General features: G+C 54.2%; 22 protein-coding genes and 1 pseudogene. 17 read left to right on the forward strand and 6 right to left on the reverse strand.

Annotated features, from left to right (window positions below; all coding sequences use genetic code 11):
• Positions 1 to 303 precede the first annotated feature (303 nt).
• Entirely contained in the window at positions 304 to 2,607 is a 2,304-nt protein-coding gene (locus MKX63_RS19665) for an FMN-binding protein (RefSeq protein ID WP_341019426.1), read from the forward strand.
• 226 nt (positions 2,608 to 2,833) lie between these two features.
• Entirely contained in the window at positions 2,834 to 3,790 is a 957-nt protein-coding gene (locus tag MKX63_RS19670) for a 3'-5' exoribonuclease YhaM family protein (RefSeq protein ID WP_341019428.1), read from the forward strand.
• Positions 3,791 to 3,863: 73 nt separating this feature from the next.
• Here MKX63_RS19670 and MKX63_RS19675 read toward each other — a convergent pair whose 3' ends face one another.
• Positions 3,864 to 5,231 carry a TerD family protein gene (locus MKX63_RS19675; protein WP_341019430.1) on the reverse strand — a complete coding sequence of 456 codons (1,368 nt, stop codon included), beginning with the start codon at positions 5,229 to 5,231 and terminating at the stop codon, positions 3,864 to 3,866.
• A gap of 144 nt (positions 5,232 to 5,375) precedes the next feature.
• Here MKX63_RS19675 and MKX63_RS19680 point away from each other — a divergent pair.
• Positions 5,376 to 5,897 (forward strand): annotated as a pseudogene (locus MKX63_RS19680) (TerD family protein); the annotation flags it as partial.
• Between the two features lie 396 nt (positions 5,898 to 6,293).
• A complete protein-coding gene (locus MKX63_RS19685) occupies positions 6,294 to 6,959 on the forward strand; it encodes a vWA domain-containing protein (RefSeq protein ID WP_341023135.1) in 666 nt (221 codons plus the stop codon).
• Positions 6,960 to 7,479: 520 nt separating this feature from the next.
• Here the strand turns inward: MKX63_RS19685 and MKX63_RS19690 are convergent.
• Entirely contained in the window at positions 7,480 to 8,046 is a 567-nt protein-coding gene (locus MKX63_RS19690) for a GNAT family N-acetyltransferase (protein ID WP_341019431.1), read from the reverse strand.
• 290 nt (positions 8,047 to 8,336) lie between these two features.
• Here MKX63_RS19690 and MKX63_RS19695 point away from each other — a divergent pair, with 290 nt between their 5' ends.
• The 11 genes from MKX63_RS19695 to MKX63_RS19745 all read left to right on the forward strand — a co-directional run bounded on the left by MKX63_RS19695 (position 8,337) and on the right by MKX63_RS19745 (position 18,934).
• Positions 8,337 to 9,236 carry a LysR family transcriptional regulator gene (locus MKX63_RS19695; protein ID WP_341019432.1) on the forward strand — a complete coding sequence of 300 codons (900 nt, stop codon included), beginning with the start codon at positions 8,337 to 8,339 and terminating at the stop codon, positions 9,234 to 9,236.
• Between the two features lie 110 nt (positions 9,237 to 9,346).
• Positions 9,347 to 10,231, forward strand: a complete 885-nt coding sequence (locus MKX63_RS19700; protein WP_341019433.1) for a transporter substrate-binding domain-containing protein — start codon at positions 9,347 to 9,349, stop codon at positions 10,229 to 10,231.
• Positions 10,232 to 10,267: 36 nt separating this feature from the next.
• The gene (locus MKX63_RS19705; RefSeq protein WP_341019435.1) at positions 10,268 to 11,050 is read left to right on the forward strand and encodes an amino acid ABC transporter permease; all 783 of its coding nucleotides are present in this window, start codon (positions 10,268 to 10,270) and stop codon (positions 11,048 to 11,050) included.
• The gene (locus MKX63_RS19710; protein ID WP_341019436.1) at positions 11,050 to 11,760 is read left to right on the forward strand and encodes an amino acid ABC transporter permease; all 711 of its coding nucleotides are present in this window, start codon (positions 11,050 to 11,052) and stop codon (positions 11,758 to 11,760) included. Before MKX63_RS19705 ends, MKX63_RS19710 begins: the two co-directional genes overlap by 1 nt.
• Complete coding sequence (locus MKX63_RS19715) at positions 11,757 to 12,509, forward strand: amino acid ABC transporter ATP-binding protein (RefSeq protein WP_341019437.1); 753 nt, start codon at positions 11,757 to 11,759, stop codon at positions 12,507 to 12,509. The genes MKX63_RS19710 and MKX63_RS19715 overlap by 4 nt, the downstream gene beginning before the upstream one ends.
• 11 nt (positions 12,510 to 12,520) lie before the next feature.
• Positions 12,521 to 13,537, forward strand: a complete 1,017-nt coding sequence (locus MKX63_RS19720) for an LLM class flavin-dependent oxidoreductase (protein WP_341019439.1) — start codon at positions 12,521 to 12,523, stop codon at positions 13,535 to 13,537.
• A 41-nt stretch (positions 13,538 to 13,578) separates the two neighbouring features.
• Positions 13,579 to 14,787, forward strand: coding sequence for an amidohydrolase (locus MKX63_RS19725; protein WP_341019440.1), 1,209 nt, complete (start codon positions 13,579 to 13,581; stop codon positions 14,785 to 14,787).
• Positions 14,744 to 15,922, forward strand: a complete 1,179-nt coding sequence (solA, locus tag MKX63_RS19730; protein ID WP_445323557.1) for an N-methyl-L-tryptophan oxidase — start codon at positions 14,744 to 14,746, stop codon at positions 15,920 to 15,922. The genes MKX63_RS19725 and solA overlap by 44 nt, the downstream gene beginning before the upstream one ends.
• Positions 15,923 to 15,979: 57 nt before the next feature.
• Positions 15,980 to 16,504, forward strand: a complete 525-nt coding sequence (locus tag MKX63_RS19735; RefSeq protein ID WP_341019441.1) for a DinB family protein — start codon at positions 15,980 to 15,982, stop codon at positions 16,502 to 16,504.
• 25 nt (positions 16,505 to 16,529) lie between these two features.
• Positions 16,530 to 17,867 carry an LLM class flavin-dependent oxidoreductase gene (locus tag MKX63_RS19740; protein ID WP_341019442.1) on the forward strand — a complete coding sequence of 446 codons (1,338 nt, stop codon included), beginning with the start codon at positions 16,530 to 16,532 and terminating at the stop codon, positions 17,865 to 17,867.
• A gap of 83 nt (positions 17,868 to 17,950) precedes the next feature.
• Positions 17,951 to 18,934, forward strand: a complete 984-nt coding sequence (locus MKX63_RS19745; RefSeq protein ID WP_341023137.1) for a patatin-like phospholipase family protein — start codon at positions 17,951 to 17,953, stop codon at positions 18,932 to 18,934.
• Between the two features lie 69 nt (positions 18,935 to 19,003).
• Here MKX63_RS19745 and MKX63_RS19750 read toward each other — a convergent pair whose 3' ends face one another.
• The 3 genes from MKX63_RS19750 to MKX63_RS19760 form a co-directional block, all read right to left on the reverse strand.
• On the reverse strand, positions 19,004 to 19,546 hold the full coding sequence (locus MKX63_RS19750) for a hypothetical protein (protein WP_341019444.1): 543 nt from the start codon (positions 19,544 to 19,546) through the stop codon (positions 19,004 to 19,006).
• Positions 19,547 to 19,772: 226 nt separating this feature from the next.
• Positions 19,773 to 20,438, reverse strand: coding sequence for a PspA/IM30 family protein (locus MKX63_RS19755; protein WP_341019446.1), 666 nt, complete (start codon positions 20,436 to 20,438; stop codon positions 19,773 to 19,775).
• Positions 20,439 to 20,464: 26 nt separating this feature from the next.
• Complete coding sequence (locus tag MKX63_RS19760) at positions 20,465 to 20,686, reverse strand: PspC domain-containing protein (protein ID WP_341019447.1); 222 nt, start codon at positions 20,684 to 20,686, stop codon at positions 20,465 to 20,467.
• Positions 20,687 to 20,984: 298 nt separating this feature from the next.
• Between MKX63_RS19760 and MKX63_RS19765 the strand changes: the two genes are divergently transcribed.
• A complete protein-coding gene (locus MKX63_RS19765; RefSeq protein WP_036691104.1) occupies positions 20,985 to 21,614 on the forward strand; it encodes a YfbR-like 5'-deoxynucleotidase in 630 nt (209 codons plus the stop codon).
• Here MKX63_RS19765 and MKX63_RS19770 read toward each other — a convergent pair.
• Positions 21,589 to 22,233, reverse strand: coding sequence for a CPBP family intramembrane glutamic endopeptidase (locus tag MKX63_RS19770; RefSeq protein ID WP_341019448.1), 645 nt, complete (start codon positions 22,231 to 22,233; stop codon positions 21,589 to 21,591). The two genes, MKX63_RS19765 and MKX63_RS19770, sit on opposite strands and share 26 nt — an antisense overlap.
• Before the next feature lie 67 nt (positions 22,234 to 22,300).
• Here MKX63_RS19770 and MKX63_RS19775 point away from each other — a divergent pair, with 67 nt between their 5' ends.
• The gene (locus MKX63_RS19775; RefSeq protein WP_341019453.1) at positions 22,301 to 22,867 is read left to right on the forward strand and encodes a hypothetical protein; all 567 of its coding nucleotides are present in this window, start codon (positions 22,301 to 22,303) and stop codon (positions 22,865 to 22,867) included.
• Positions 22,868 to 22,902 lie beyond the last annotated feature (35 nt).

Raw genomic sequence — 22,902 nt, forward strand, 5'->3', positions numbered from 1 at the left:
TGTGATTTTCTACACAGAGAAAAGAGTTTCAATTTTGTTACCATCAAGCCAGAAATATTCACCAGCAGCTTGAAGTCCACTTATGTGAATTAATTCACTCTATTATGTGAATTGTTTCACCTTTTGAAAGATTGTATATATAGATGAATCTTTTCTTACACGGGCTGGGCCGAGCAGGAATGAAGGAAGGAGTGGGTGACGTTCAGGAAGAGTTGGCTGCTCTTCGTAATCAGAAGGAATGAATGGACCAACACAGTTTGAAAACGCTACATACTACTGGGGATAATAAAGGAGAATACGCATTTGAAAAAATTAATTTCTTTGACTGTAAGCGCAGCCTTGCTGCTTGCGCCATTAGCCTACACGATTAATCTACCTGCCTTGAACCTGAAGGTGGATGCGGTTTCAGCAGCCTCGGAAGAAGCGCCGGCAGCGACTGCTAAACCAGCTCCGAAGGCAACAGCCAAACCGGCGGCAACTCCGAAGGCAACAGCCAAACCGGCACCAACTCCGAAGGCGACGGCCAAACCGGCGGCAACCCCGAAGGCGACAGCCAAACCGGCAGCCACTCCGAAGGCGACAGCCAAACCGGCAGCCACTCCAAAAGCGACAGCTGCACCCGCAGCAACAGCTAAAGCAACTGCTGCACCCGCAGCATCCGCCAAAGCCTCTGAGAAGCCAGCGGCAACTGTAAAGCCTGTAGCAACAGCAGCGCTAGTTACTGTGCACAAGGCTGTATATCAGGACGGAGTATATGTTGCCTATGGAGATGCGTATTCCAAAGGTACAGAGGGTGCGAAGGTAACGATTAAAGACGGCAAAATCGCCGATATCGAGCTGCTCAGAACCAGCCCGAAGATCATTGACCGCAATGCCCGTGAGAATTACAGCGGCGTGTGGGCAGCCTACGGTCTGATGAAAGACAGACTGATGGGCAAAACCAGAGACGGCGCAGCTAAGGTTGACGCTGTATCCGGCGCAACCCGCACGAGCAACGGCTGGAAGCTGTCCGTAGACAGAGCTTTTGAGCGATCGCTTGCGCATCAAGCGGCTGACGCTGCTTATTTCAATGGAGTCCACATGGGTGTAGACCCTGAGGCCAAATATGCAGTGTTCGCTACCTATGAAGCAAATAAGCTGACTGCGGTTAAATTGTATCCGCTTAGCGCTACCGGAGACTTCGTGGATGAGAAGACGTATACGGCTGAACAGACAGCAGCGATTGCAGCGATTACTCCTGCACTGCTTGCCAAAGGTGCTAGCGCACAGCCGGTAGCCGGTTTTGAGGCAGAGACCAAAGCCGCAGTGAATGCCTTCTGGGATGCCGAACAGAATGCTACCATCAACAACAAGGCTGCTTATGTTGACGGATTCTACTCTTCCTACGGTACAGCAAGAAGTGTAGGCGTGGAGAGAGCAGATGTTGTGATCCGTAACGGTAAGCTGGTAGATGTGAAGCTGTTCAGACTTGGCAGCAACCTGATCGACAGAGGCGCAACCGCTTATGCGGAGGTTGTGAAGGCGAATGCTCCGATGACCGCCAAACTGCTGGCTAATGGATCTTATATCGCTAACTATAATGAGAAGGTAGATGGAATCTCCGGTGCTACGGAGAGCAGCCATGGCTGGAATCAGGCCGTAGAGCGCGCTTTTGAGAAAGCCTTGAAGACTCCGGGTGAAGGTCAAACCTTCGACGGTAAATTTGCCGGTGTGGATAATCAGTCCAAGGTTATGCTGCTGGTTGATATCGACGCGGATCAGGTAACGGGCATCAAGCTAAGCCTGTTCGGCGCAGACGGCAAGCTGATTGCAGATGACAAACGTACGGAAGAACAGAAATCACTGGTTGACAAGCTGACCGCCGGACTGCTCGCAAGCGGTGTGCAGGCTCCAGATATCGCCGGACAGGAAGCCCTGTCGGCTGCAGCGAAGGCAGCGCTGACGGATGCTTTGACCAATGCGTCCAAAGTACAAGGTACTTATAAAGACGGCACCTTCACCGCTTATGGTGATGCTTATGACAAAGGCACGAACAAAGCAGATGTTACACTGCGTAACGGCAAGATCGTAAATGTGGCCCTTTCCCGTGTAGGCATGAACATGGTGGATCTGGGTAAAGCCGCTTATGCTGAAGTGCAAAAAGCCATTCCGGTGCTGACCGCCAGCTTCCTGGCCGCAGGCACAAGAGAAGGTGCTCAAGATGTAGATGCGGTATCAGGCGCTACCAGTAGCAGCAATGCGCTGAAGGCTGCCGTTGACAGAGCTTATGGTAAAGCAGAAGTTACGGAAACGGATAAGGCTGCGTATTTCGATGGGATTTTCATCGGTGCGAGTGTGGATAAAACTGTAAATGTCATGGTTACTACTAAGTATAATGTGCCTGTAACTATGGCTGTGTACTACCTGGATGATAAGGGAAAAGTAAGATATAACCTGACGGATGACGAGCTGCTTGTGAAATACGAGATCGAGAATACCTCGAACGGCAAAGGCCTGCATAAGTACGGATACCGTGCAGCAGCCTTCGGTGCGAATGATGCCCAGAAAGCCATCTCCGCCAAGGCTGTAGAAGCGATCAAAGAAGCGCTCGAATCTGCCGGGAAATAACAGAATCCATTCACTAAGGGTTGTCCTGGGTCATGCAAATGGCCGCCGGGGCAGCCCTTTTTTGAATTTTAAAAGCCGGAAAAGCCGTTTCCACTTGGTGTGGACATAAATAGAAATGCCAATCGTATAGTAATTTAAAGGGATTTGGGAAGGGAGTGTCAAACCTCTAATATACACACTATTATACCCAGCAGGCCCAGGCCTGTAAGTCATAGGAGGCTTCACAATGACATTAATCAAACAGCTAGCCCCGCAGGATGAATTCACCGGCTTCTATCTGCTTAGAGAACTGGTGCTGAAACAGACAAACGGGACTCCTCCCAAGGATTACTTCGATATTGTACTAGGTGATGCCAGCGGTCAGATTTCGGCGAAATACTGGGACGTCAGCGTGACGGATAAGGAGACATTTTTTCCGATGGCGCTGGTGAAGGTGCGGGGATTGGCCCATACCTACCGCGAGAAGCTTCAGGTCAAAATCACTAAACTCAGACTGGTTAATGAATCCGACGGGGTATCGCTGACCGACTTCATCCGCTCGGCCCCGGTGCGTCCTGTGGACCTGGTCCATACGATCAAGAATGAGATGGCTAGTATTGCTGATCCGGAGATTGCAGCGATTGTGAACTTCTGTGTCGGTAAGGTGGAGGAGAAGCTGATGCATTATCCGGCTGCCAAGACCCACCATCATGCGTATTTTGCAGGGCTTGCTTATCACATGGTCCGAATGCTGGAGATTGGGGACTTCCTGTGCAAGCAGCGTCCGTTCCTGAATCCTGATCTGATGAGAGCAGGGATCATTCTTCATGATATCGCCAAGCCGGAAGAGATGATCTCGCAGTACGGCATTGTGTCGGATTACAGTGTGAAGGGCAAGCTGATCGGGCATATTTCCATGGCCTCCAGCTGGATTACAGAAGCGGCAATCCGCACCGGCATTGATCTGGAATCCGAGAAAATCCTGGCGCTTCAGCATCTGGTCTTATCTCATCATAATCTGGGCGAGTGGGGAAGCCCGGTCCAGCCGCAGACGGCTGAAGCCGTTGCCCTGCATCATATCGATGCGATGGATGCCAAGCTGCAAATGGTGGAGGACGCCCTTGATACGACGCCGGAGACGGAGGAATGGACGCCGTTCATAAGAGGTCTGGAGAATAAGGCTGTGTACCGGCTGAAGTTATAACGATTTAGAATTTTATATCGTTTGAAAATAGAGCAATCCCCCCATCCCGTATTTGCGGTTTGGGGGGATTGCTTTATTTAGGACCTTCAGCCTCCGCTGCGGCGGCGGACTCCGGCTGTGCCTTCCCGGCGCTGTCGGTCTCCAGGCCGTAATGGCTGCATAGGGCTGGAAGGCCGCCCGGCAGCGACTCTCCGATAGCAGCAAATCTCCATTTGTCTTTATAACGGTAGAACTCGCCGATAACAACGGACATGCCTGGCATAACATTCCGGCTGAAGGGCAACACCGCCAGCCTGACTCCCGTCCGGGAATCAATCAGTGATACGGAAGCGTTCCAGATCGGGCCCGGATGCCTGTTACCGCTGAACTCCGGAACGGTGAAGGCCAGCGCAATCCGTGTAATGGCTGCAGGCAGACTGCTTAACTGAAGGTACAGATGCCCCATGTGCGCAGCAGGCTTCGAGGAGAAGACGGAGCCGCTGGGGTCTTCCATATTCCCATAAAAAATAAGCCCCCGCTCCTGCTCGCAGCGTCCGCTCTCCCGGAGCAGAAAGGCAGCAGTCTCCGGCTGGCTCACTTCCGTGTGCAAAGCCGATGCATCCCACTCCACAGCCGCAAGGAGTCTGGAAGCGCTGAGCTTGCCGCCGATATCGACGCGCTGCCCCCGAACCAGTGTAGGGACAGCCGCAGCACCGGCGGCTGGCGGTGCTGCGGCCGGAAGCTGGTCAAGTGAAGCTGCTGGCGCTTCACCTTGTGCCTGCCCGGCTACCGTTCCGCTAACCTGCAAGCCCGGGCTTGCAGCAACCGCGGTCTTAGCGGCTGCCTTCTTCCCGGCCGCCGGCTTTTTCGCGGCCTTCTTGGGCGCTGCTTTGAACGGCGTATACCCGCCGTCATACATCGTCCCGGCCTTATAGCCCTGGCTGCCGGCTAACAGCAGCGGATCGAACTGCTGCCACTGCTCCATCAATTTCAGGAGAATCAGTGCAGAAGCTCTGGCATCCTCCAGAGCATCATGGTGCTTCAGCCGGATGCCGAAATGTGCCGAGATGACATTCAGCTTATGGGAGGGGAGGTCCTGGAGCATTTTTTTGCCGAGCAGGTAGGTACATAAATATTGAAAGCCGGGATAGCAGAGAGAGTAGTCGTCCAGGCAGTAGCGCAGCACACTCATATCGAAGGCGGCATTATGCGCGATCACAATCTCCCCTTGCAGCAGCGGCTCTACCGTAGGCCACAGCTCCTCGAAGGTAGGCTGGCCTCTGACCATCGAAGGTGTAATGCCATGAATGGCAATATTCATCCCGTCGAACCGCTGCCGCGGATCAATCAGCCAGTTATGTTCCGCAGTGACGACACCGTCCCGAACCTGAACAAGCCCCAGGGCACAGGCACTGGAACGGCCGGCATTGGCAGTCTCAAAATCTATCGCAGTGAAATTCATCAGGTAAAGCCCCTATCTATCATCTAATACCTCCATATTATAGGAGCAAAGGCGGAAATACAATCTGTTCAGGTTTGTGAAAGGCTGCCACAATGGGGTATACCTTATCTATGAACTTCTGGAATAGACTGCTATGAAGAGGAGATGAAGGATTTGCAGCTGTCAAAAGGTCAAAAGGCCGAACTCACCAAAGGAAGAGATGTAAGCGACATAACGGTCCAGCTAGGCTGGAATACACGCCATAGCGGAATAGGCGTCGATGCGGCAGCCTTTCTGTTGTCGGATCAGAACCGGTGTGAACGGGATGAGGACTTTATTTTCTATGGTAATCCTGTGTCCAGAGAAGGGGCTGTAGCTCATGCTGCGGATGGGGAGAACTTGGCGAGCCTGTCCATCTCGTTAGCGAAAATACCCCAGCATTATGCACGCATTGCGCTGACACTGACGATCTATGAGGGGGAGCAGCGCAACCAGCGGATGAAGGAGCTGTCCGGCTTGCAGCTGACACTGACTGACCGCAGAAACGGGGAAGAACTGCACCGCTTCGAGTACGGAGCAGACCTGTCGGAGGAGACTGCCGTCGTAGCCGGGGAGCTGTACCGCCATCAGGGAGAGTGGAAGTTCAGCGCCATCGGCAGCGGGTATAACGGGGGCCTTGCAGCCCTGTGCCGAAGCTACGGGCTTGAGGTGGAACAGGAATCCGGGAACGAAGCCGCAGCGGCGGCTGAGGTGGTAGAGCGGGAAACTGAGGTAGTGGAGCAAACATCTGAGGGAATGGGGCAGGCAGCTGAGGTAGTGGAGCGGACAGCTCGGTTAGTGGAGCGGACGCCTGAGGGGATAGAGCAAACATCTGAGCTCGTGGAGCGGACGCCTGAGGGGATAGAGCGGACAGCCGAGATGGTGGAGTGGACACCTGAGGGGATAGAGCGGACAGCCGAGATGGTGGAGCGGACGCCTGAGGGGATAGAGCGGACAGCCGAGATGGTGGAGTGGACACCTGAGGGGGTGAAGCAGACCCCGGAGGTAATCCTGCAGCCGGAGGCGGAGCCTCCGGTGAATGTGTTGTCTTCGATTAATCTGCGCAAAAAGATCGTGGAGCTCACCCTGGTCAAAAAACAGCTTACCGGTGTCATCGCAAGAGTGGGCATCGTGCTGGACATCACCGGCTCCATGCGCAGTCTTTATGCCAGAGGCGTGGTGCAGGAGGTGGTGGAACGCATTCTCGCCGTTGCCAGCAAGTTCGACGATAACGGCTCACTGGATGTGTGGGTCTATGATACGGAATTCAGTAGACTTCCGCCGGTTACTGAGCAGGAGCTTGGCAGTTATGTCTTCACCCATATTACGAATAATGACGCGATTCATAAGTTCGGGCGCAATAATGAACCGCCGGTGATGCAGGATGTTATCCAGAAATACACGAAGGAGGAGCCGGACACGACGCCTGTGTTCATTATCTTCATCAATGACGGCGGCGTAGTGAGACTGACCCGCAAAGTTATCATGGCGGCCTCTTCTCTTCCAATATTCTGGCAATTTGTCGGCATCGGCGACTCTGACTTCGAGGTGCTGAAGCAGCTTGACACGATGAGCGGCAGACTGGTGGATAACGCCAGCTTCATGCATCTGGACCGCATTGAAGACGTATCCGACGAGGAGCTATATGATCAGCTGTTGAATGAATTGCCGCAATGGCTGAAGGCCGCGAAAGCGAAAGGGATTCTATAACGGCAAACATAGGGTAACACAGAGCCGCCGCTCAGTAATGGTATTCGCATTGAACCGTGTCTGCCTCCCTACTGTGGGCGGATTGCACAGCAAGGTCAGGAATGTTGTAAGTATTGCAGCTTTGATTCCTGAATATTTGGGCGTTCAAGGGGAATGTTGCAATAAATACAAGAACTGTCCCTTTAAGCCGCCCAGAGGAGGAAGAATGCTGACTTTTATACAGCAATTTAGAATTTTAGTCCAAATGCTGAGCAGATTGTTGTCTTTTGTGCAGGATTTTAGAAATTTACCGGGCCAAAGCGGTATCCCAAGCGAAGCCCCAAACCAAGCCCCAAACCAAGCCCCAAACCAAGCCCCAAACCAAGCCCCAAACCAAGCCCCAAACCAAGCCTATTCAGCGGAGCCCTAGAGCGCTCCGCTGAATAGGTTCTCCTTAAGAAGAGGACGGCTTAGCCGGTTGTGCTAGCCTTAGCAGTTGGTTCCGCCACAATACCTGCGGGCAGCCGTATAAAAGGCCAGCTTAACCGGTTATGCTGGCCGTTGAGGTCGGTTCTGCCTGTGGACCGGCGGAGACTGGCAGCTCCAGACGGTAGCCCTTGACCAGAGTATCCCCGTTCTTCAGATCCGTCTCATAAGCCCGCTTGAAGCCGAGTCCCTCATATAGCCTGATCGCAGAGGCTATCATATCCGAAGTATGAAGATTCAGACTGGCTGCCCCCAGTGCAAGGGCTCTTCCTGCCGCTTCGCGGATCAGAAGTCTGGCCACCCCGTGCCCCCGGACCTCCGGAGCTACGGCCAGCAGACGAATGATCGGCGTATGGATGCCCAGCTCGGCCCTTCCGTAAGCAGCCTCAGAGGAGGTGAACAGCAGTACGCTTCCCACGATCTGTCCATCCAGCTCCGCTACAATCCGGGAGACCGGTCCATCGCCATGAACCGAGCCGAGAATGGAGTCCCGGTACTCCTCCCAGAACGGTTCGGGCAGCACGGCTGCATATTCGCTGTAAGCTTCCAGCAAGACCCCGGCAATGGCTTCACGGTCGGCAGCTGCGGCTTCACGGATTACAAGTCCTGTTGAGTGATTCATCTGGTGCCTCCTGTCCGGTAATGGAATGTGCCGTTATTATAATACATAAATCCGATAAGTATAAGAGGGTATTAATGATTCAAATAAAAACATAGAAAAGTTCTATCTGACTTGTGATAAATATAAATTGAACTTGAAAACATAAATTTGGGGAAAAGTGGCGGAAGGGGAATTTCCAAAATAAACGATGCCCGTCAGTTGACAAAAAAATAGCCTCTGCATAAGATTAATTAAAATTCATTGTTAATCGATAGGAATAATAAAATTATTGATGCAGAGGGGGACTATGCTTGAATATCGAGAACATTGAGGCGTTTGTCTACATTAACCACTACGGAAGCTTCAACAAAGCGGCAGATGTGCTCTATATCTCGCAGCCGACAGTAACAGCCCGCATCCAGTCGCTGGAACGGGAGCTGGACTGCAAGGTATTCGACCGGCTGGGCAAGCAGATTAACCTGACGGATAAAGGACGCCAGTTCCTCCCCTATGCGCAGCAAATTCTGCAGGTCTATCAGAACGGCAGGCATCAGCTTCAGTCGAAAGGTCAAATCCCCGGCGAGCTGAGAATCGGCAGCACGGTATCCGTCTCCAATTATCTGATGCCTCATCTCCTGCTCCATTTGAGGCAGCGGTATCCGCACATCCGTATGAAGCTGACTACCGCTCCCACCGAAATATTGATTGAGAAGCTGAAGGCGAAGGAGATCGATCTCGCTTTTATCCGCAAGGTAGTGAATCCGGCCATCCAGTCCTTTCCTTTCTGTGAAGACCCGATCTCGCTGTATGTGTATGCCGCTCATCCGCTGGCCCGCAAGGGCCGTGCTTCGATCCGGGAGATCTCTGAGCAGACCCTAGTATTCTTCGAATGCGGCTCGCTGGACTGGATGCGCCTGCACCGGGTATTTGAGAGCATGGAGCGTCCGCCGGGCATTGTCTATCAGGTGGATAACCTGGAGACCGCCAAGAAGCTGGTGCTGCGGCAAGCAGGCATCTGCTTCCTTCCGGCCTTGAGCGTGCAGGAGGAGGTAGAGGCGGGAACACTGGTCCGGGTGGATATCACTGAGACCGCAGGTATCTCCCTGCGGACCCACCTGATCTCGCTGAACGGAGAGAACGCAGAATTCCTGGATACCCTGCTGGAGCTGGGGACGGAGACACTGAGTAAGCTGAATGGATTTCTTGAATAACCATATTAAGAAACTCTATTAGCGCATGGCAGCATGCAGTGATAAAGTTAATTGCATATAATCACCACTAAACAGATAGGGATTATTTAAATTGAAAAGGGGTTTGAGAGATGAACAAGACGATATCGTTCGCATCCACACTGGTACTGACGCTGCTGATCGCCGGCTGCGGCAATAATAACAGCGTAAGTAGCAGCGCAAACAGTGGCAAGGTGGCAGAGGCAGCCCCTCAGAATAGTGCGGAGTCCACAGGCGCAGCCGCTGAGCCGGCTAAGGTGACCAAGATCGTGATCGGGACCGGTACTGCTTTTCCCAATGTCTGCTTCATCGATGAGAACGGCAAGCTGACCGGGTTCGATGTAGAGCTGCTGAAGGAGATTGACAAGCGCCTGCCGGAGTATGAGTTCGAATTCCAGACGATGGATTTCAGCAATCTGCTGCTGAGTCTGGAGACGAAGAAGATTGACCTGGTGGCCCATGTCATGGAGAAGAACCCGGAGCGGGAGCAGAAGTACGCTTTTAACAAGGAAGCTTATGCTCACTGGAGAAACCGCATTGTTGTAGCGAAAGGTAATGATTCGATCCAGACACTGGACGATCTGAAAGGCAAGAAGGTGCTGACCGGCGCCACCAGTGCTCAAGCGCAAATTCTGGAGAACTACAACAAGGAGCACGGTGCGGATTCGATCTCAATTGTCTATCAGAACGGTGCCGCCAATGATACGGTCAGCCAGATTGATTCAGGCCGGGTGGATGCTACCCTTGCTGCCGATTTCGTATTGCCGATCATCGACCCGCAGGGCAAGCTGCAGGCGGTAGGTCCCGAGCTGTCCTCTGCTGATATTCTGTATGTGCTGCGCAAGGATGATGCCCCTTCGCAGAAGCTGTCGGAGGCCATTGACGGAGTGGTCAAGGAGCTGAAGACAGACGGCACGCTGGGCAAAATAAGCACAGAATGGCTGGGCGCAGACGTTACCACCTCATCGGTTCAATAGTGCGCAGGCCTTTACAGCTCTGAAAGGAGGTGCAGGATGGGTGCACCGTTTGATCTAGGTTTTGTCTTCTCGTTCCTGCCCAAACTGCTGACCACGCTGAGCACCACGCTGCTGATCGTAGCCTGCTCGCTGCTGGCAGGGATGATTGTCGGATTTATCATTGCGCTTCCCCGCCTGTATAAGATGCCGGTCCTGAAGACCTGCGCTGAGGTGTACATTTCTTTTTTCAGAGGGACGCCGATTCTGATTCAGTTATTCCTGTTCTATTACGGTCTGCCTGAGGTGCTGAAGCTGGTGAATCTGGATATGACGCGGACTCCGGTGCTGGTGTTCGTGATTCTGACCTACGGTCTGCATACCGGGGCCTTCATGTCGGAGATGATCCGCGCTTCAGTGACAGCAGTCGATAAGGGGCAGGTGGAAGCGGCTTATGCTACGGGGATGACCACTTATCAGGCTTTTACCCGTATTGTGCTGCCGCAGGCGCTGGGAATTGCCATTCCCGTCTTCTCGAATCTTGTCATAGCGCTGCTGAAGGATACTTCGCTGGCGTTCACGCTAGGCGTGATGGAGATGACGGGCAAGGCTCAGACCCTGGGCAGCGCGACCCAGCATTTCATCGAGACGTATATTGCGCTTGCGCTTATCTATCTTGTGATCAGTTTGTGTATTGAGAGGCTGCTGCTGGTTGCGGAGAAACGTCTGCTCAGGCATGAAGCCCAGGATAGCCCGGCCAAGAAGCGGTTCACTCTGCAGCGAAAAGCGTCCTACCGCACGATTGTCGCGGATATGGGAGCGGGTAAAGGAGGCGGTGCGTAATGAAGCTGGACCCGGCTTTTATCTGGACGGCGTTTCTGCAAATTCTGGGAGCCATTCCTACGACGTTGTATATCACGGTTGTGTCGGTGTTGGCAGGCTTCGTGATCGGTACAGTCGTGGCCCTGATCCGGATTTATAGAGTTCCCGGGCTGTATCCGCTGGCCGTAGGGTATGTCACGTTCATCCGCGGCACCCCGATGCTGACGCATCTGCTGCTGATCTATTTCGGGCTGCCTATGATTATTGACGGGCTTGCTGCACAGTTCGGCTGGAGCTTCCGCTCGGTATCAATCCCGATGATCGGCTTCGCCTACATTTCTTTCTCCATTACGGCGGGGGCCTATATGTCCGAAGTGGTGCGCTCCGGTCTGCTGGCGGTGGACCGCGGTCAGCTGGAAGCGGCCCATTCCATAGGGATGAGCACTCCCCAGGCGCTGCGGCGGATTGTGTTCCCCCAGGCGCTGGCGGCGAGTCTGCCCAACCTGTCGAATTCCGTGATCGGGATGCTGCACGGGTCTACGCTGGCTTTTACCGTATCGGTAGTGGACATCAATGCCCAGGCGCAGATTGTCGCTTCGACCAACTGGAAGTTCTTCGAGGCGTACCTGGCGGCGGCGCTGATCTTCTGGGGACTGACGTTCCTCATTGAGCGGGCAACCGCCGTCATTGAAAGACGGATCAATCTGTATAACCGGGGGGGAGTCGCATGATTAAGCTATCGCAGCTATCGAAGTCGTTCGGGCGCCATCAGGTGCTGAACCATATTGATCTGGAGGTGTCCAAGGGCGAGGTGGTGGTCATTCTCGGTCCCAGCGGCTCCGGCAAAACCACCCTGCTGCGCTGCGTGAATGTTCTGGAGAAGCCCAGCAGCGGCGAAATCTCCATCGGGGACTTCAAGCTGGACTTCCGGCATGCCCGCAAGAAGGATATCCACCAGCTCCGGCAAAAGACCGCCATGGTCTTCCAGCAGTACAATCTGTTCCGGCATAAAACCGCGCTGGAAAATGTGATGGAAGGCCTGCTGATCGTCAAGAAGCTTCCGAAGGAGGCAGCGAGAGAGAAGAGCATCGCCCTCTTGGAGAAGGTGGGGCTCGGCGCCAAGCTGGATGCCTATCCGAGCCAGCTCTCCGGCGGCCAGCAGCAGCGGGTCGGGATTGCCCGGGCGCTCGCCCTGGAGCCGGAGGTCATCCTCTTCGATGAACCGACCTCGGCACTGGACCCGGAGCTGGTTGGCGAGGTGCTTGCGGTGATCCGCAAGATCGCCAAGGAAGGCATCACGATGATTGTGGTGACGCATGAAATGGGATTCGCCCGCGATGTGGCGAATCATGTGGTGTTCATGGACGGCGGAGTGATCGTCGAGGAGGGCACGCCCACGGAGGTATTCAACCATCCGCGAGAAGAACGAACGAAGCAGTTCCTGAAGCGGATTACGCCGGAGCTGAACTATTCCATCTAGGAGGCATATCTATGGCAATTACAATCAGCGTACTCGACCAAAGCCCGATCTATCCCGGGGAGACACCGGAAGAGGCTTTCCGGCACACAATCAGCCTGGCGCAGCTATCTGAACGCCTCGGCTTCCGCCGCTTCTGGGTATCCGAGCATCATGATTCGGAGCAGGTAGCCGGGTCTTCTCCCGAGGTACTTATCTCGCACCTGCTGGCCAAAACGGATCGTATCCGCATCGGCTCCGGCGGAATTATGCTTCAGCACTACAGCCCCTACAAGGTGGCTGAGAATTTCAACGTGCTGGCTTCGCTGGCACCGGGACGGGTGGACTTAGGCGTCGGCCGCGCTCCCGGCGGCTTGCCGCGCAGCACACAGGCGCTCCAGCAGGGGAGCGGGGAAGCTGCTTCGTTAACGGACAAGATTGTGGAGCTGGAAAAGTATGTGCATAACCGGCTAGAGGCGGAGCATCCGCTGCACGGGCTGAAGGCAGGCCCGCTCCCCGGAACTCCGCCGGAGCTGTATGTGCTCGGCGCCAGTGTCGCCAGCGCCGAGATCGCGGCCGGACTCGGCCTGCCGTATGTGTTCTCCCTGTTCATCGGCGGTGATCAGGCCGTTGCCTTAGAGGCGGTGCGGGCTTACCGCAACAGCTTCAATCGAAGCGGCGGGCAGGAGCCGCAGGTAATTATTGCGCTGGCTGTCATCGTGGCCGATACCGAAGAGGAGGCCAAGGAGTTGGCTGGAGCGAATAAGCTGATCCGCCTCCGTTTTGCCAGCGGTAAGGTTTTGACGCTGGCCAGCCGGGAGCAGGCGGAAGAGTTCACCCGCCAGAGTGAGGAAGCGTACACGCTGGAGGAGCGGGAGCCTGAGATTACCAAAGGGACGAAGGAGAACGTACGTGAGCAGCTTCTGGCGCTAGCTGAAGCTTCCGGCGTGGAGGAATTCATCGTCACGACCAATGTGCAGCCCTTCGGTAAGCGGCAGCGTTCCTTCGAGCTGCTGAGTGAGGCGCTGGCCGAAGTGCCGGCGGAGGCATAGCGCAGTGAGGACATCTGATTAACAAGCAAGGAGGCCTGCTAATGACAAATTCAGCCACGAAATCTGCGGCACAGGAAGTACATTCGTTATCGTTCAAGGAGCGGCTGGTTGAAATCAGGCGTCATCTGCACCGGCACCCGGAGCTGTCAGGTGAAGAGGTGGAAACTAGCGTGTATATCACCTCACTGCTGAAGCAGGCGGGTGTGAAGATAGTAGATTACGGTCTGAAGACCGGGGTTATTGCCGAAGTCGGCGGCTGGAAGGGCGGGCCAGTGATTGCATTGCGGGCAGACATTGATGCCCTGCCGATCCAGGAAGAGACCGGGCTGCCGTATGCCTCCCTGTATCCAGGCAGAATGCATGCCTGCGGGCATGACTTCCATACGGCGGCGCTGCTTGGAGCCGCATATCAGCTCAAGGCGCAGGAGAGCAGCCTGAAGGGAACGGTGCGCTTCTTGTTCCAGCCCGCCGAGGAGAAGGCGAAGGGTGCGCAGCAGATCATCGCCGCTGGAGGGCTGGATCAGGTCCGCGCAGTAATCGGCATGCATAATAAGCCGGATCTGCCAGTTGGGACCCTTGGGATCAAGGCTGGTCCGCTGATGGCGGCCGCAGACGGCTTCGCGGTCCGTATCCGGGGCTTCGGCACTCATGCAGCTGTGCCGGAGGCCGGGATCGATCCTATTGTCGCCGCCTCTCATATTGTAACGGCGCTGCAGTCCATCGTCAGCCGGAATGTGGGCAGTCTGGATAGCGCAGTCATCAGTGTCACACAGATCCACAGCGGGAATTCGTGGAACATCATCCCGGACACGGCGGTGCTGGAAGGAACGATCCGTTCCTTCGATGAAGCAGTGCGCGGCAGGGTGCTGAAGCGGTTCGAGGAGATAGTGACAGGTGTGGCCGCCGCGCTCGGTGCCGAAGCCAGCGTGTGCTGGATCGGCGGGCCGCCGCCGGTCATCAACGATGCGCTGCTGGCCCGGCTGGGCGAAGAAACGGCAGCGAATCTGGGCTATACCGCCGTGCAGCCGGTGCCGTCACCGGCCGGGGAGGACTTCGCCTTCTATCAGCAGGCGGTTCCCGGATTGTTCGTCTTCACCGGCACGGCTGGCAGCCAGGAGTGGCATCATCCCGCTTTTGGGCTGGATGAAGCGGCGCTGCCGGTTGGCGCAGGATTCTTCAGCGATCTGGCGGTCCGTGTGCTTGAGCATCTGGCGGCGGAGAGGGGTGCAGATCATAGCGGAGCATTCTGATTATGACGTCATTATTGTCGGTGCAGGCTCCATGGGCATGAGCGCAGGCTATCATCTCGCCCGGCGCGGGGTGAAGATACTGTTGATCGATGCGTTCGATCCGCCGCATATGGAAGGAAGCCATCACGGCGATACCCGCCTGATAAGGCACGCCTATAGCGGCGATCCGGCTTATATTGACCTGGCGCTCCGTGCCCAGGTGCTATGGGAAGAGGCGGAGGCGGAGAGCGGCCTTGTGCTGCTGGCTCCGTCCGGCGTGCTCAATCTGGCAGACAGCAGGCTGTATTCCTTCGCCGGACGCCATACGGAGGCGCGGAAGCGCAAGGTCCGGGTGGAGCAATTGGATGCGGCGGAGATCCGCCGCCGCTGGCCGGCCCTGACCGTTCCGGAAGGCTTCGCGGCCATGTATGAGCCGGATGCCGGTTATCTCTACAGTGAGCGGTGCATTACTGCTTACCGGCAGCTTGCGCTGGCTCACGGTGCGGAGCTGCTGACGAATACACCTGTGCTGAAGGTAACAGCCCGCGAAGGAAGTGTCACAGTACAGACGAAGCAGGGAAATTACCACGGAGCCGCTGCTATACTCAGCGCCGGGGCCTGGTTCAGCTCGTTGACGCCTTTCATCAGCTTGCCCATTAAGGCTGTACGCAAGGTAGTAGGCTGGTTCGGGAGTACGCCGGCCTTCGATGCCGGGAAGTTCCCCGGCTTCACACTCGGCGCAGAGGAAGGCGGGTTCTACGGCTTTCCCAGTATCAGTGGGGCCGGGCTGAAGATCGGCCGCCATGACACCGGCGAAGTGTGGAGGCCCGGTGAACCGCTGGCCCCCTTCGGCAGCCTGGAGAGTGATGAAGGCGACCTGCGCCGGGTGCTTGAAGCTTATATGCCGGGCGCTGCCGGGAAGCTGCTGAAGGGTTCTGTCTGCAAGTATGAGCATACGCCGGATGAGGATTTCATCATCGACCGCCATCCTGCTCACAGCCATGTGCTGCTGGCCGGAGGCTTCTCGGGACATGGCTTCAAATTCTCCAGCGCGGTCGGCGAGATTCTTGCGGATCTGGCTGTGCAGGGACATACCCGGCAGAATATAGCTCCGTTTGCGTTGTCGCGCTTCAATAATAGTACAAAGTGCAACTGAGCATATTCCATCAGCGGGTAACAACGATAATTCAAACCGATACTGGAGGGAATCGCAATGAGCAGTGTGAGTGTGGAGCTAGCCGGCTACTTGAATACGCATGGGCAATTGGTCCAGGCGGTGGAAGGCTTATCCGAAGAACAATTAAGGTGGAAGGCGGAGCCGTCAAGCTGGAGCGTGACCGAGGTGCTGGCCCATCTGGCGGATCACAGCATCGTGGTCTCCTTCCGTATCCGTGACATTCTGGCAGATACACAGGTTCAGCTCCCGGCATTCCAGCAGGACGCATGGGTCAGCGGACAGCATAGTAATCAGGGGTATGCCGCAGACAGCCTGGAGCTGTTCCGCAGTCTGCTGCATTATAACAGTCTGCTGCTCGGAAGACTTAGCCCCGGAGAATGGGAGAAGAGCGGGATTAACTTCAAGGGCGAGACGGTGCAGATTACCGATATTGTCCGCGGCTTCACCGCCCATGTAGAGCGGCATCTGGCCCAGATTGAACGGGTGAAGCGGGGAGCTCAGGCTGGTCAAGCTGCACCAGCTGCATCAGCCGCTCAAGCTTCAGAGCAAACGGCGCTCTAACCATATTCTATGAGGAGGAATGAGCATGACGAAATCAAGACAGTTGAAGCTGGGTGCCCTATTGCACGGAGTGGGAGGAAGCACCTCCATGTGGCGCCATCCCGATGCAAAGCCCGATGCCAGTGTGAACTTTGAGCTATATAAGGAGTGGGTACGCAAGGCAGAGGAGGGCAAGCTGGACCTGATCTTCATTGCCGATGGTCTGTTCATCAACGAGAAGTCCATTCCTCATTTCCTGAACCGCTTCGAGCCGTTGACTATTCTTAGTGCATTGGCGGCGGTCAGCAGCCGGATTGGTCTGGTCGGGACCTTGTCTACCTCTTACAGTGAACCGTTCACGGTAGCCCGGCAATTCGGCTCACTTGATATGATCAGCGGTGGCCGGGCCGGGTGGAATGTGGTGACCTCACCGCTCGAAGGCTCTGCACTGAATTACAGCAAGAAGGAGCATCCCGATCATGGCAAGCGGTACCGGATTGCTGCCGAATATCTGGAGGTGGCACGCGGGCTGTGGGATTCCTGGGAGGATGATGCTTTTGTGCGGAACAAGGAGACAGGCGTCTTCTTCGATAAGGATAAGCTGCACACGCTGGATCATCAGGGTGAGTTCTTCTCGGTGAAGGGACCGCTCAATATCGCCCGCTCGAAGCAGGGACAGCCGGTAATTTTCCAGGCAGGTTCCTCGGAGGTCGGCAAGGATTATGCGTCAAGCGTGGCAGACGCGATCTTCACGGGCCATGATACCCTGGAGTCTGCACAGGCATTCTATAAGGATGTGAAAAGCCGGGTGGCATCCTTCGGACGCAACCCCGAGGAAGTGCTGATCTTCCCGGGCATAGCACCAATTCTCGGTGCTACCCCGGAGGAGGCGGAGCGCAAATACCAAGAGGTTGCCGGACTGGTAACGATTGAGAATGCGCTGAACTATCTGGGAAGGTTCTTCGAGCACCATGACTTCTCGCAGTATCCGCTCGATGAGCCGTTCCCGGATCTGGGTGACCTGGGCCGGAACAGCTTCCAGAGCGGAACGGACAAGATCAAGAAGGACGCCAGAGAGCAGGGGTTAACTCTGCGGCAGGTTGCCTTGCAGTCGGCTACACCGCGCAGCAGCTTCATCGGTACGCCGGAGCAGGTGGCCGATCAGCTTCAGGCCTGGTTCGAGGGTGGGGCAGCCGACGGCTTCATGCTGGCTGCTGCTGTACCGCACGGTCTGGAGGAATTCGTGGATCAGGTGGTTCCGATTCTGCGGGAGCGCGGACTGTTCCGTACCGAATACGAGAGCGATACGCTGCGGGGCAATCTCGGCTTGCCGGTTCCGCAGAACCGTTATGCCAAGGCGTCTGAACCGGCGGGGCAGCTCTGAATCAGAATCCCCCCTTCCGTAAAGAATAGGGGCAGCAACAATTGTGCCTAGTTATAATTCGGATGAAGAGGGAGTTTGTTGAAATGAAGGCAGACGCTGTTTTTGAGGGCGGTGGTGTCAAAGGGATTGCATTTGTCGGCGCGGTTGAGATGATGGAGTGCAAAGGGTACAGCTGGAACAAGTTAGCAGGAACATCGGCAGGAGCGATTGTAGCGGCACTACTGGCAGCAGGCTATAACAGTGCGGAGATTAAGGAACTGATGCATTCGCTTGATTATGTGCAGCTGTTGGGCAAGACACGTATGAACAGTGTACCGCTGTTGAACAAAGCCCTTCCGTTAATCCTGAATTCAGGTATTTATAGCAACCATGTTCTGGAGACGGTGATGAGTGATTGGTTGAAGCGCCGGGGCATAGAGACCTTCGGCGATCTGCCGGAAGGGAAGTTGTCTATTATAGCATCAAACATCAGCAACGGTAAAATGGTCATATTTCCCAGGGATCTTCCGCATTACGGGCTGTCATCAATCACCTTCCCGATTGCTGCGGCAGTACGGATGAGCACTACCCTACCGTTCTTCTTCAAACCTTATTTATGGCATACACCGCTTATCTCGAAGCCTTATTACATGCTGGATGGAGGAATGCTAAGCAACTATCCCATCTGGCTGTTTGATGTAGAGGGGGTTCCACGGTGGCCAACCTTTGGTTTCCGCCTGTCGGAGAAACGTACGTATGCCCAGACCCTGGATATCAACGGCCCCGTCTCTTTATTAAGAGGCATGTTCAAAACTATGCTCCAAGCTCACGATCAACGGCATGTAGATGAGCATGCGGAAGAACGGACTGTCTTTATTCCAACCCGAGAGGTGACGACGACCAAATTTGATTTGACGGATGCAGATAAGCAGTTTTTGCTGACCTCGGGCCACACAGCAGCAGAGAAGTTTCTGGGTACATGGGATTTTGAAGCCTATAAACATAAATTTCGGGAAAAGAACGCCGCCTCACCGCTTCCGGCCTACTACACCGATCAACCGCACGAAGATTCAGTACCTTACCATTAATGTAATAGAAAAGGGAACAAGTTCTTGGCATTCTATCCTGCCAAGAACTTGTTCCCGTATATGGTGAAGTTACTTGAACTCTCCCGTAACCGGCATCGCAGGATCGTAAGGGATGATAATGGAGCCCTTAAGAACTCGTTCATCCCAAGGCCGTGATGGACATGTTGTATTGAGCGGAGTAAGTTCATAGACAAAATTGCCTACCGGAAACTGTTGGTAAAGACATAGCTTGACTTGAGAATTACCGGATGGCAATGCTCCTGAAGGCATGCTCTCGTGGGCAAGCCCCATAGATTCAGAGCTTGGCGAATGACATACATACATCGTAATATAAGCCAAGTCCACGGTGATCTGTTGATAATAGTACCTGCCGCTCCAATCCTGTAACAGAGTGCAGCCGGTTAAGGTGTTTCGTTTCCCTTGAATGACTCTTTGAACATACACCCATAGATTTCCCATGTTAGTATTTGTCCATAGATATACCCAGGTGTTAGTACATAAGGTTTCGGGAGTCGGGGGAATCGGAATGAACGGTGGGGTGGGATTAGACTGCGGCGGCAAGCCAATAGTGTCTGAATTGCAGGCCTGTGAGGGTAATAATTGATTTTCCAACAGAATCGCTCCTTGGCATTGAAATGGTTGTAAAATATATCTATGCGGATGCCCAGAATGAGTTACAAATAATGTAAATAAAACATCTGACTCCTAGTTTGGAGTGGCTAAGAGCAGGCTTTGCATTGAAAGATGTGCCGGTAAAATTCAAATGCACAACAAAAAAGGATGCCATCCCTATGACCAGGGAGGCATCCTTTTTGCAATTACGGACGATACCGTCAGCTTACTTCCGGTTCCGCAGACGTTCCAGCTCGGCTTCCACGGCACTGTTGATTGAAGATTCATGAGCCGCTGCGGCCAGCCCCGCTTGCTCGGCGATTGCTTCCTGCATGGCGATTTTGTCTTCCATCCGTTCGAATCCGCGTGAGGCTGTGCCGTTGTTCAGCACCTGGCCGGGATAGCCTGCCGGAGAAGCGGCGCTGTAAGCCTGGGCTGCTTGCTTGGCCTCTGCTGCCTTGCGGGCACGTTCGGCCAGCTCGGCTCTTTTGGCTTTGAGGCGCGTATGTTCTTCCTTAACACTGGCAAGCTGTACTTCAAGAGAGGCCAGCGCGGCCTGAGTCTCTTTCAGCCCGGCGGTGCATTCCTGCTCGCTCTCTGTGTAGCGGAGCTTGGCCATTACCGCCAAGCGGGCAGCCGGTTCATTACCCTCGCTCATGAACTGGACGGCTTCCGTTTCACTGCGCTCTGCAAGCACCTTGTATTCGTAGATCCGGCGCTCCAGCACACTGGCTGCTGCCTTAAGTTCACGCTGTTTGCCTTCGGCACCAGTGATTTTGTCCTCCAGGTCACGCAGGTATTGGCCGGTCAGCAGGATCGGATCTTCCAGCTTGTTCAGTCCTTCGTGAATAGCGGCCTTAGTTAATGTAGTGATTCTTTGGAATATGCTCATTGTAATGATCTCCTTTATATGTGGGATTAGTAGTTGTTAAAGCTGTCATCGAATCCGCCGTAGGATTCCTGGGGAACAATAAGGCTGCCGATGATATAGAGAAAGACTACAGTGCCGAAGCTGAATATCGTAGCGACAGCAACAATCAATCTTACAAGGGTGGCATCAACATTGAAATAGCGTGCCAATCCTCCGCATAAGCCGGTGAGTTTCTTGTCTGTTAAGGAACGGGTTAATTTTTTTGTCATAGTGAATCTTCCTCTCATATTAGATGACCGCCGGTAGCCGGCGTGTTCATTTCCGTTGTCTATGTATGTATTGTACGTAATTATTCTTCCTGGCAAAACGGCCTGCAGACTGTTCTTGATTCCCGACTTTAGTCGGGGATGGGGACCGCAATAGGACGGGGAGAGGCCGGGCAAAACCGTTAGATGCGTGCAGCCGTGCGGATTTTACACAATGGGGTGCTGAGGTTCATCCGGGGTTAACACTGGAGGATTAGACTGAACTCTAGCGTAGCCTAACTAACATACGGGAGGACTAGCCATGGGAATTCACAAGTATTTTCGCTCACTGAATGAGCTGGAGCGCATTATCCGCTGTCCGGGCAAATTCAAATTCGAGGAGCATAGCGTTGCGGCCCATTCCTGGAAGGTCGTGCAATACGCAAAGACGCTGGCGGATATTGAAGAGAAGCACGGCGCGGTGATCGACTGGAAGAAGCTGTACGAGATCACGAGCAGCCACGATTACGGAGAGATTTTTATCGGGGATATCAAAACGCCGGTGAAGCACTCCTCGCTCCAGCTCAGATCACTGATCCAGCAGGTGGAGGAGGGCATGATCGACAACTTCATTAAGGAGCATATTCCGGACGAATTCAAAAGCATCTTCTACCAGCAGCTGCGTGAAGGCAAGGATGAGTCGCTGGAGGGACTGATTCTGGAGGTTGCGGATAAGATGGATCAGGTGTATGAGGCCTTCGCCGAGCTGCAAAGAGGGAACACGGAGAAGGAATTTGTGGTGATGTACCGCAATGCGCTAATCAAGATTAAGCATATTGACCTCAAGTGCGTAGATTACTTCCTGGCAGAGATTCTGCCGGACATGGTGAACGAGGAGACGCTGTCTCCGATTGATATCAGGCAGATTACGGAAGAGGCGCTGGCTCTGTAGAGGAGCTGTGGCTCTTTTTTTGATACCAGACGGCCGACCCGTTAAAAGCAATATGCAGCGGAATCGTCAGCAAGAGCGACTCCGTAACCTGCGCGAACAGCCCGAAGAAGATCCCTCCGCTCAGCGCGAACAGCATAAAACGGATACTCTCGCGGTTCAACCGGTAATACTGCAAATGCGATACGGCGAACAGGAACGCAGTAAGGAGAATAGCACCGCTGACATCAATGATTCCCGTGGCATGGAGCTGTCCAAGACCCGGATGCTGCGCGAGAATGGGAAGAACCAATCCCCGGAAGGCAATCTCTTCAAAAATCGGGAAGCACAGCACGAAGTTGACCTTATTATATGTGCCCACTGGATTATAGCCGGAGGATCGGGAGATGATCAGATTCACTGCCAGAATGACAAGGAACAGCGGAAGCACTCTCATCACCTGATGCGGCATGCCAAACGTATAACTGTCACTCCAGAGAACGCTTCCAGCAATCATCGCAGCTCCCCAATAATAGATTGTGTACCTCACCTGTGACTTGGAGATCAACCCAAGAACCTTCTCAATAATCTGGTAGGAAAAAGACAGCAGAACAGCAATAGCGCATAACTTCAGTAATAGCATGAATGTTAATCCTCCTAAGATGGTGAAAGTGTTATAATAAAGGAAAAATAAGGATGGTGTATTCCTGTTGCAGTATTTCAATCTTATACCCGTTTCCGTTACGCTAGTCTGGTTCAGCATTCTGCTACTGATCGTATGGACCGTAGATTTCGTACAAGGCGGGTCCGTGGAACCGCTTCAAGCGGTTAGCCTCCGGGAGCGGACCAAGTCTATTCTTGCGGATATTCTGATCTTTGCTGCCTTGAACGGCTTGATTATGTATGTGCTTCATCCGATGAATCAGCTGCTGCTGATTTCGCTGGCTGCTGCGGGACTGTTTGTTACATATTACTTGTCTTCAAAAGCGCACCGGAAGCGCTTACCCTTCCGGCCCTGGATCTTGCTGATCCACGTTTTGCTCGGCGCCAGCTTCTACCTGCTGTTCGGTATGCTGTTAATGAGCAAACTGGTCGTCACCTATAACCTTAACATGACCAATCAGTTTGATATACTCTTTTTTGTCTATGGCCAGGACCGGCCGGTGGTGTACGGAGTGCTGCTGATTATGGCTGTGCTGTATTTCGTAATCGGGAAGCTGCTGCTGCGGCCTCTGTATATCTGGTACAGAGCGGTTTATTACGGAGGATCAAAATAGCCCCCGGACCATACGAATGGCCGGAGGCTGCTTAG

Origin of the sequence: Paenibacillus sp. FSL R7-0179 (assembly GCF_038002265.1) — a bacterium.
GTDB lineage: Bacteria > Bacillota > Bacilli > Paenibacillales > Paenibacillaceae > Paenibacillus_AQ.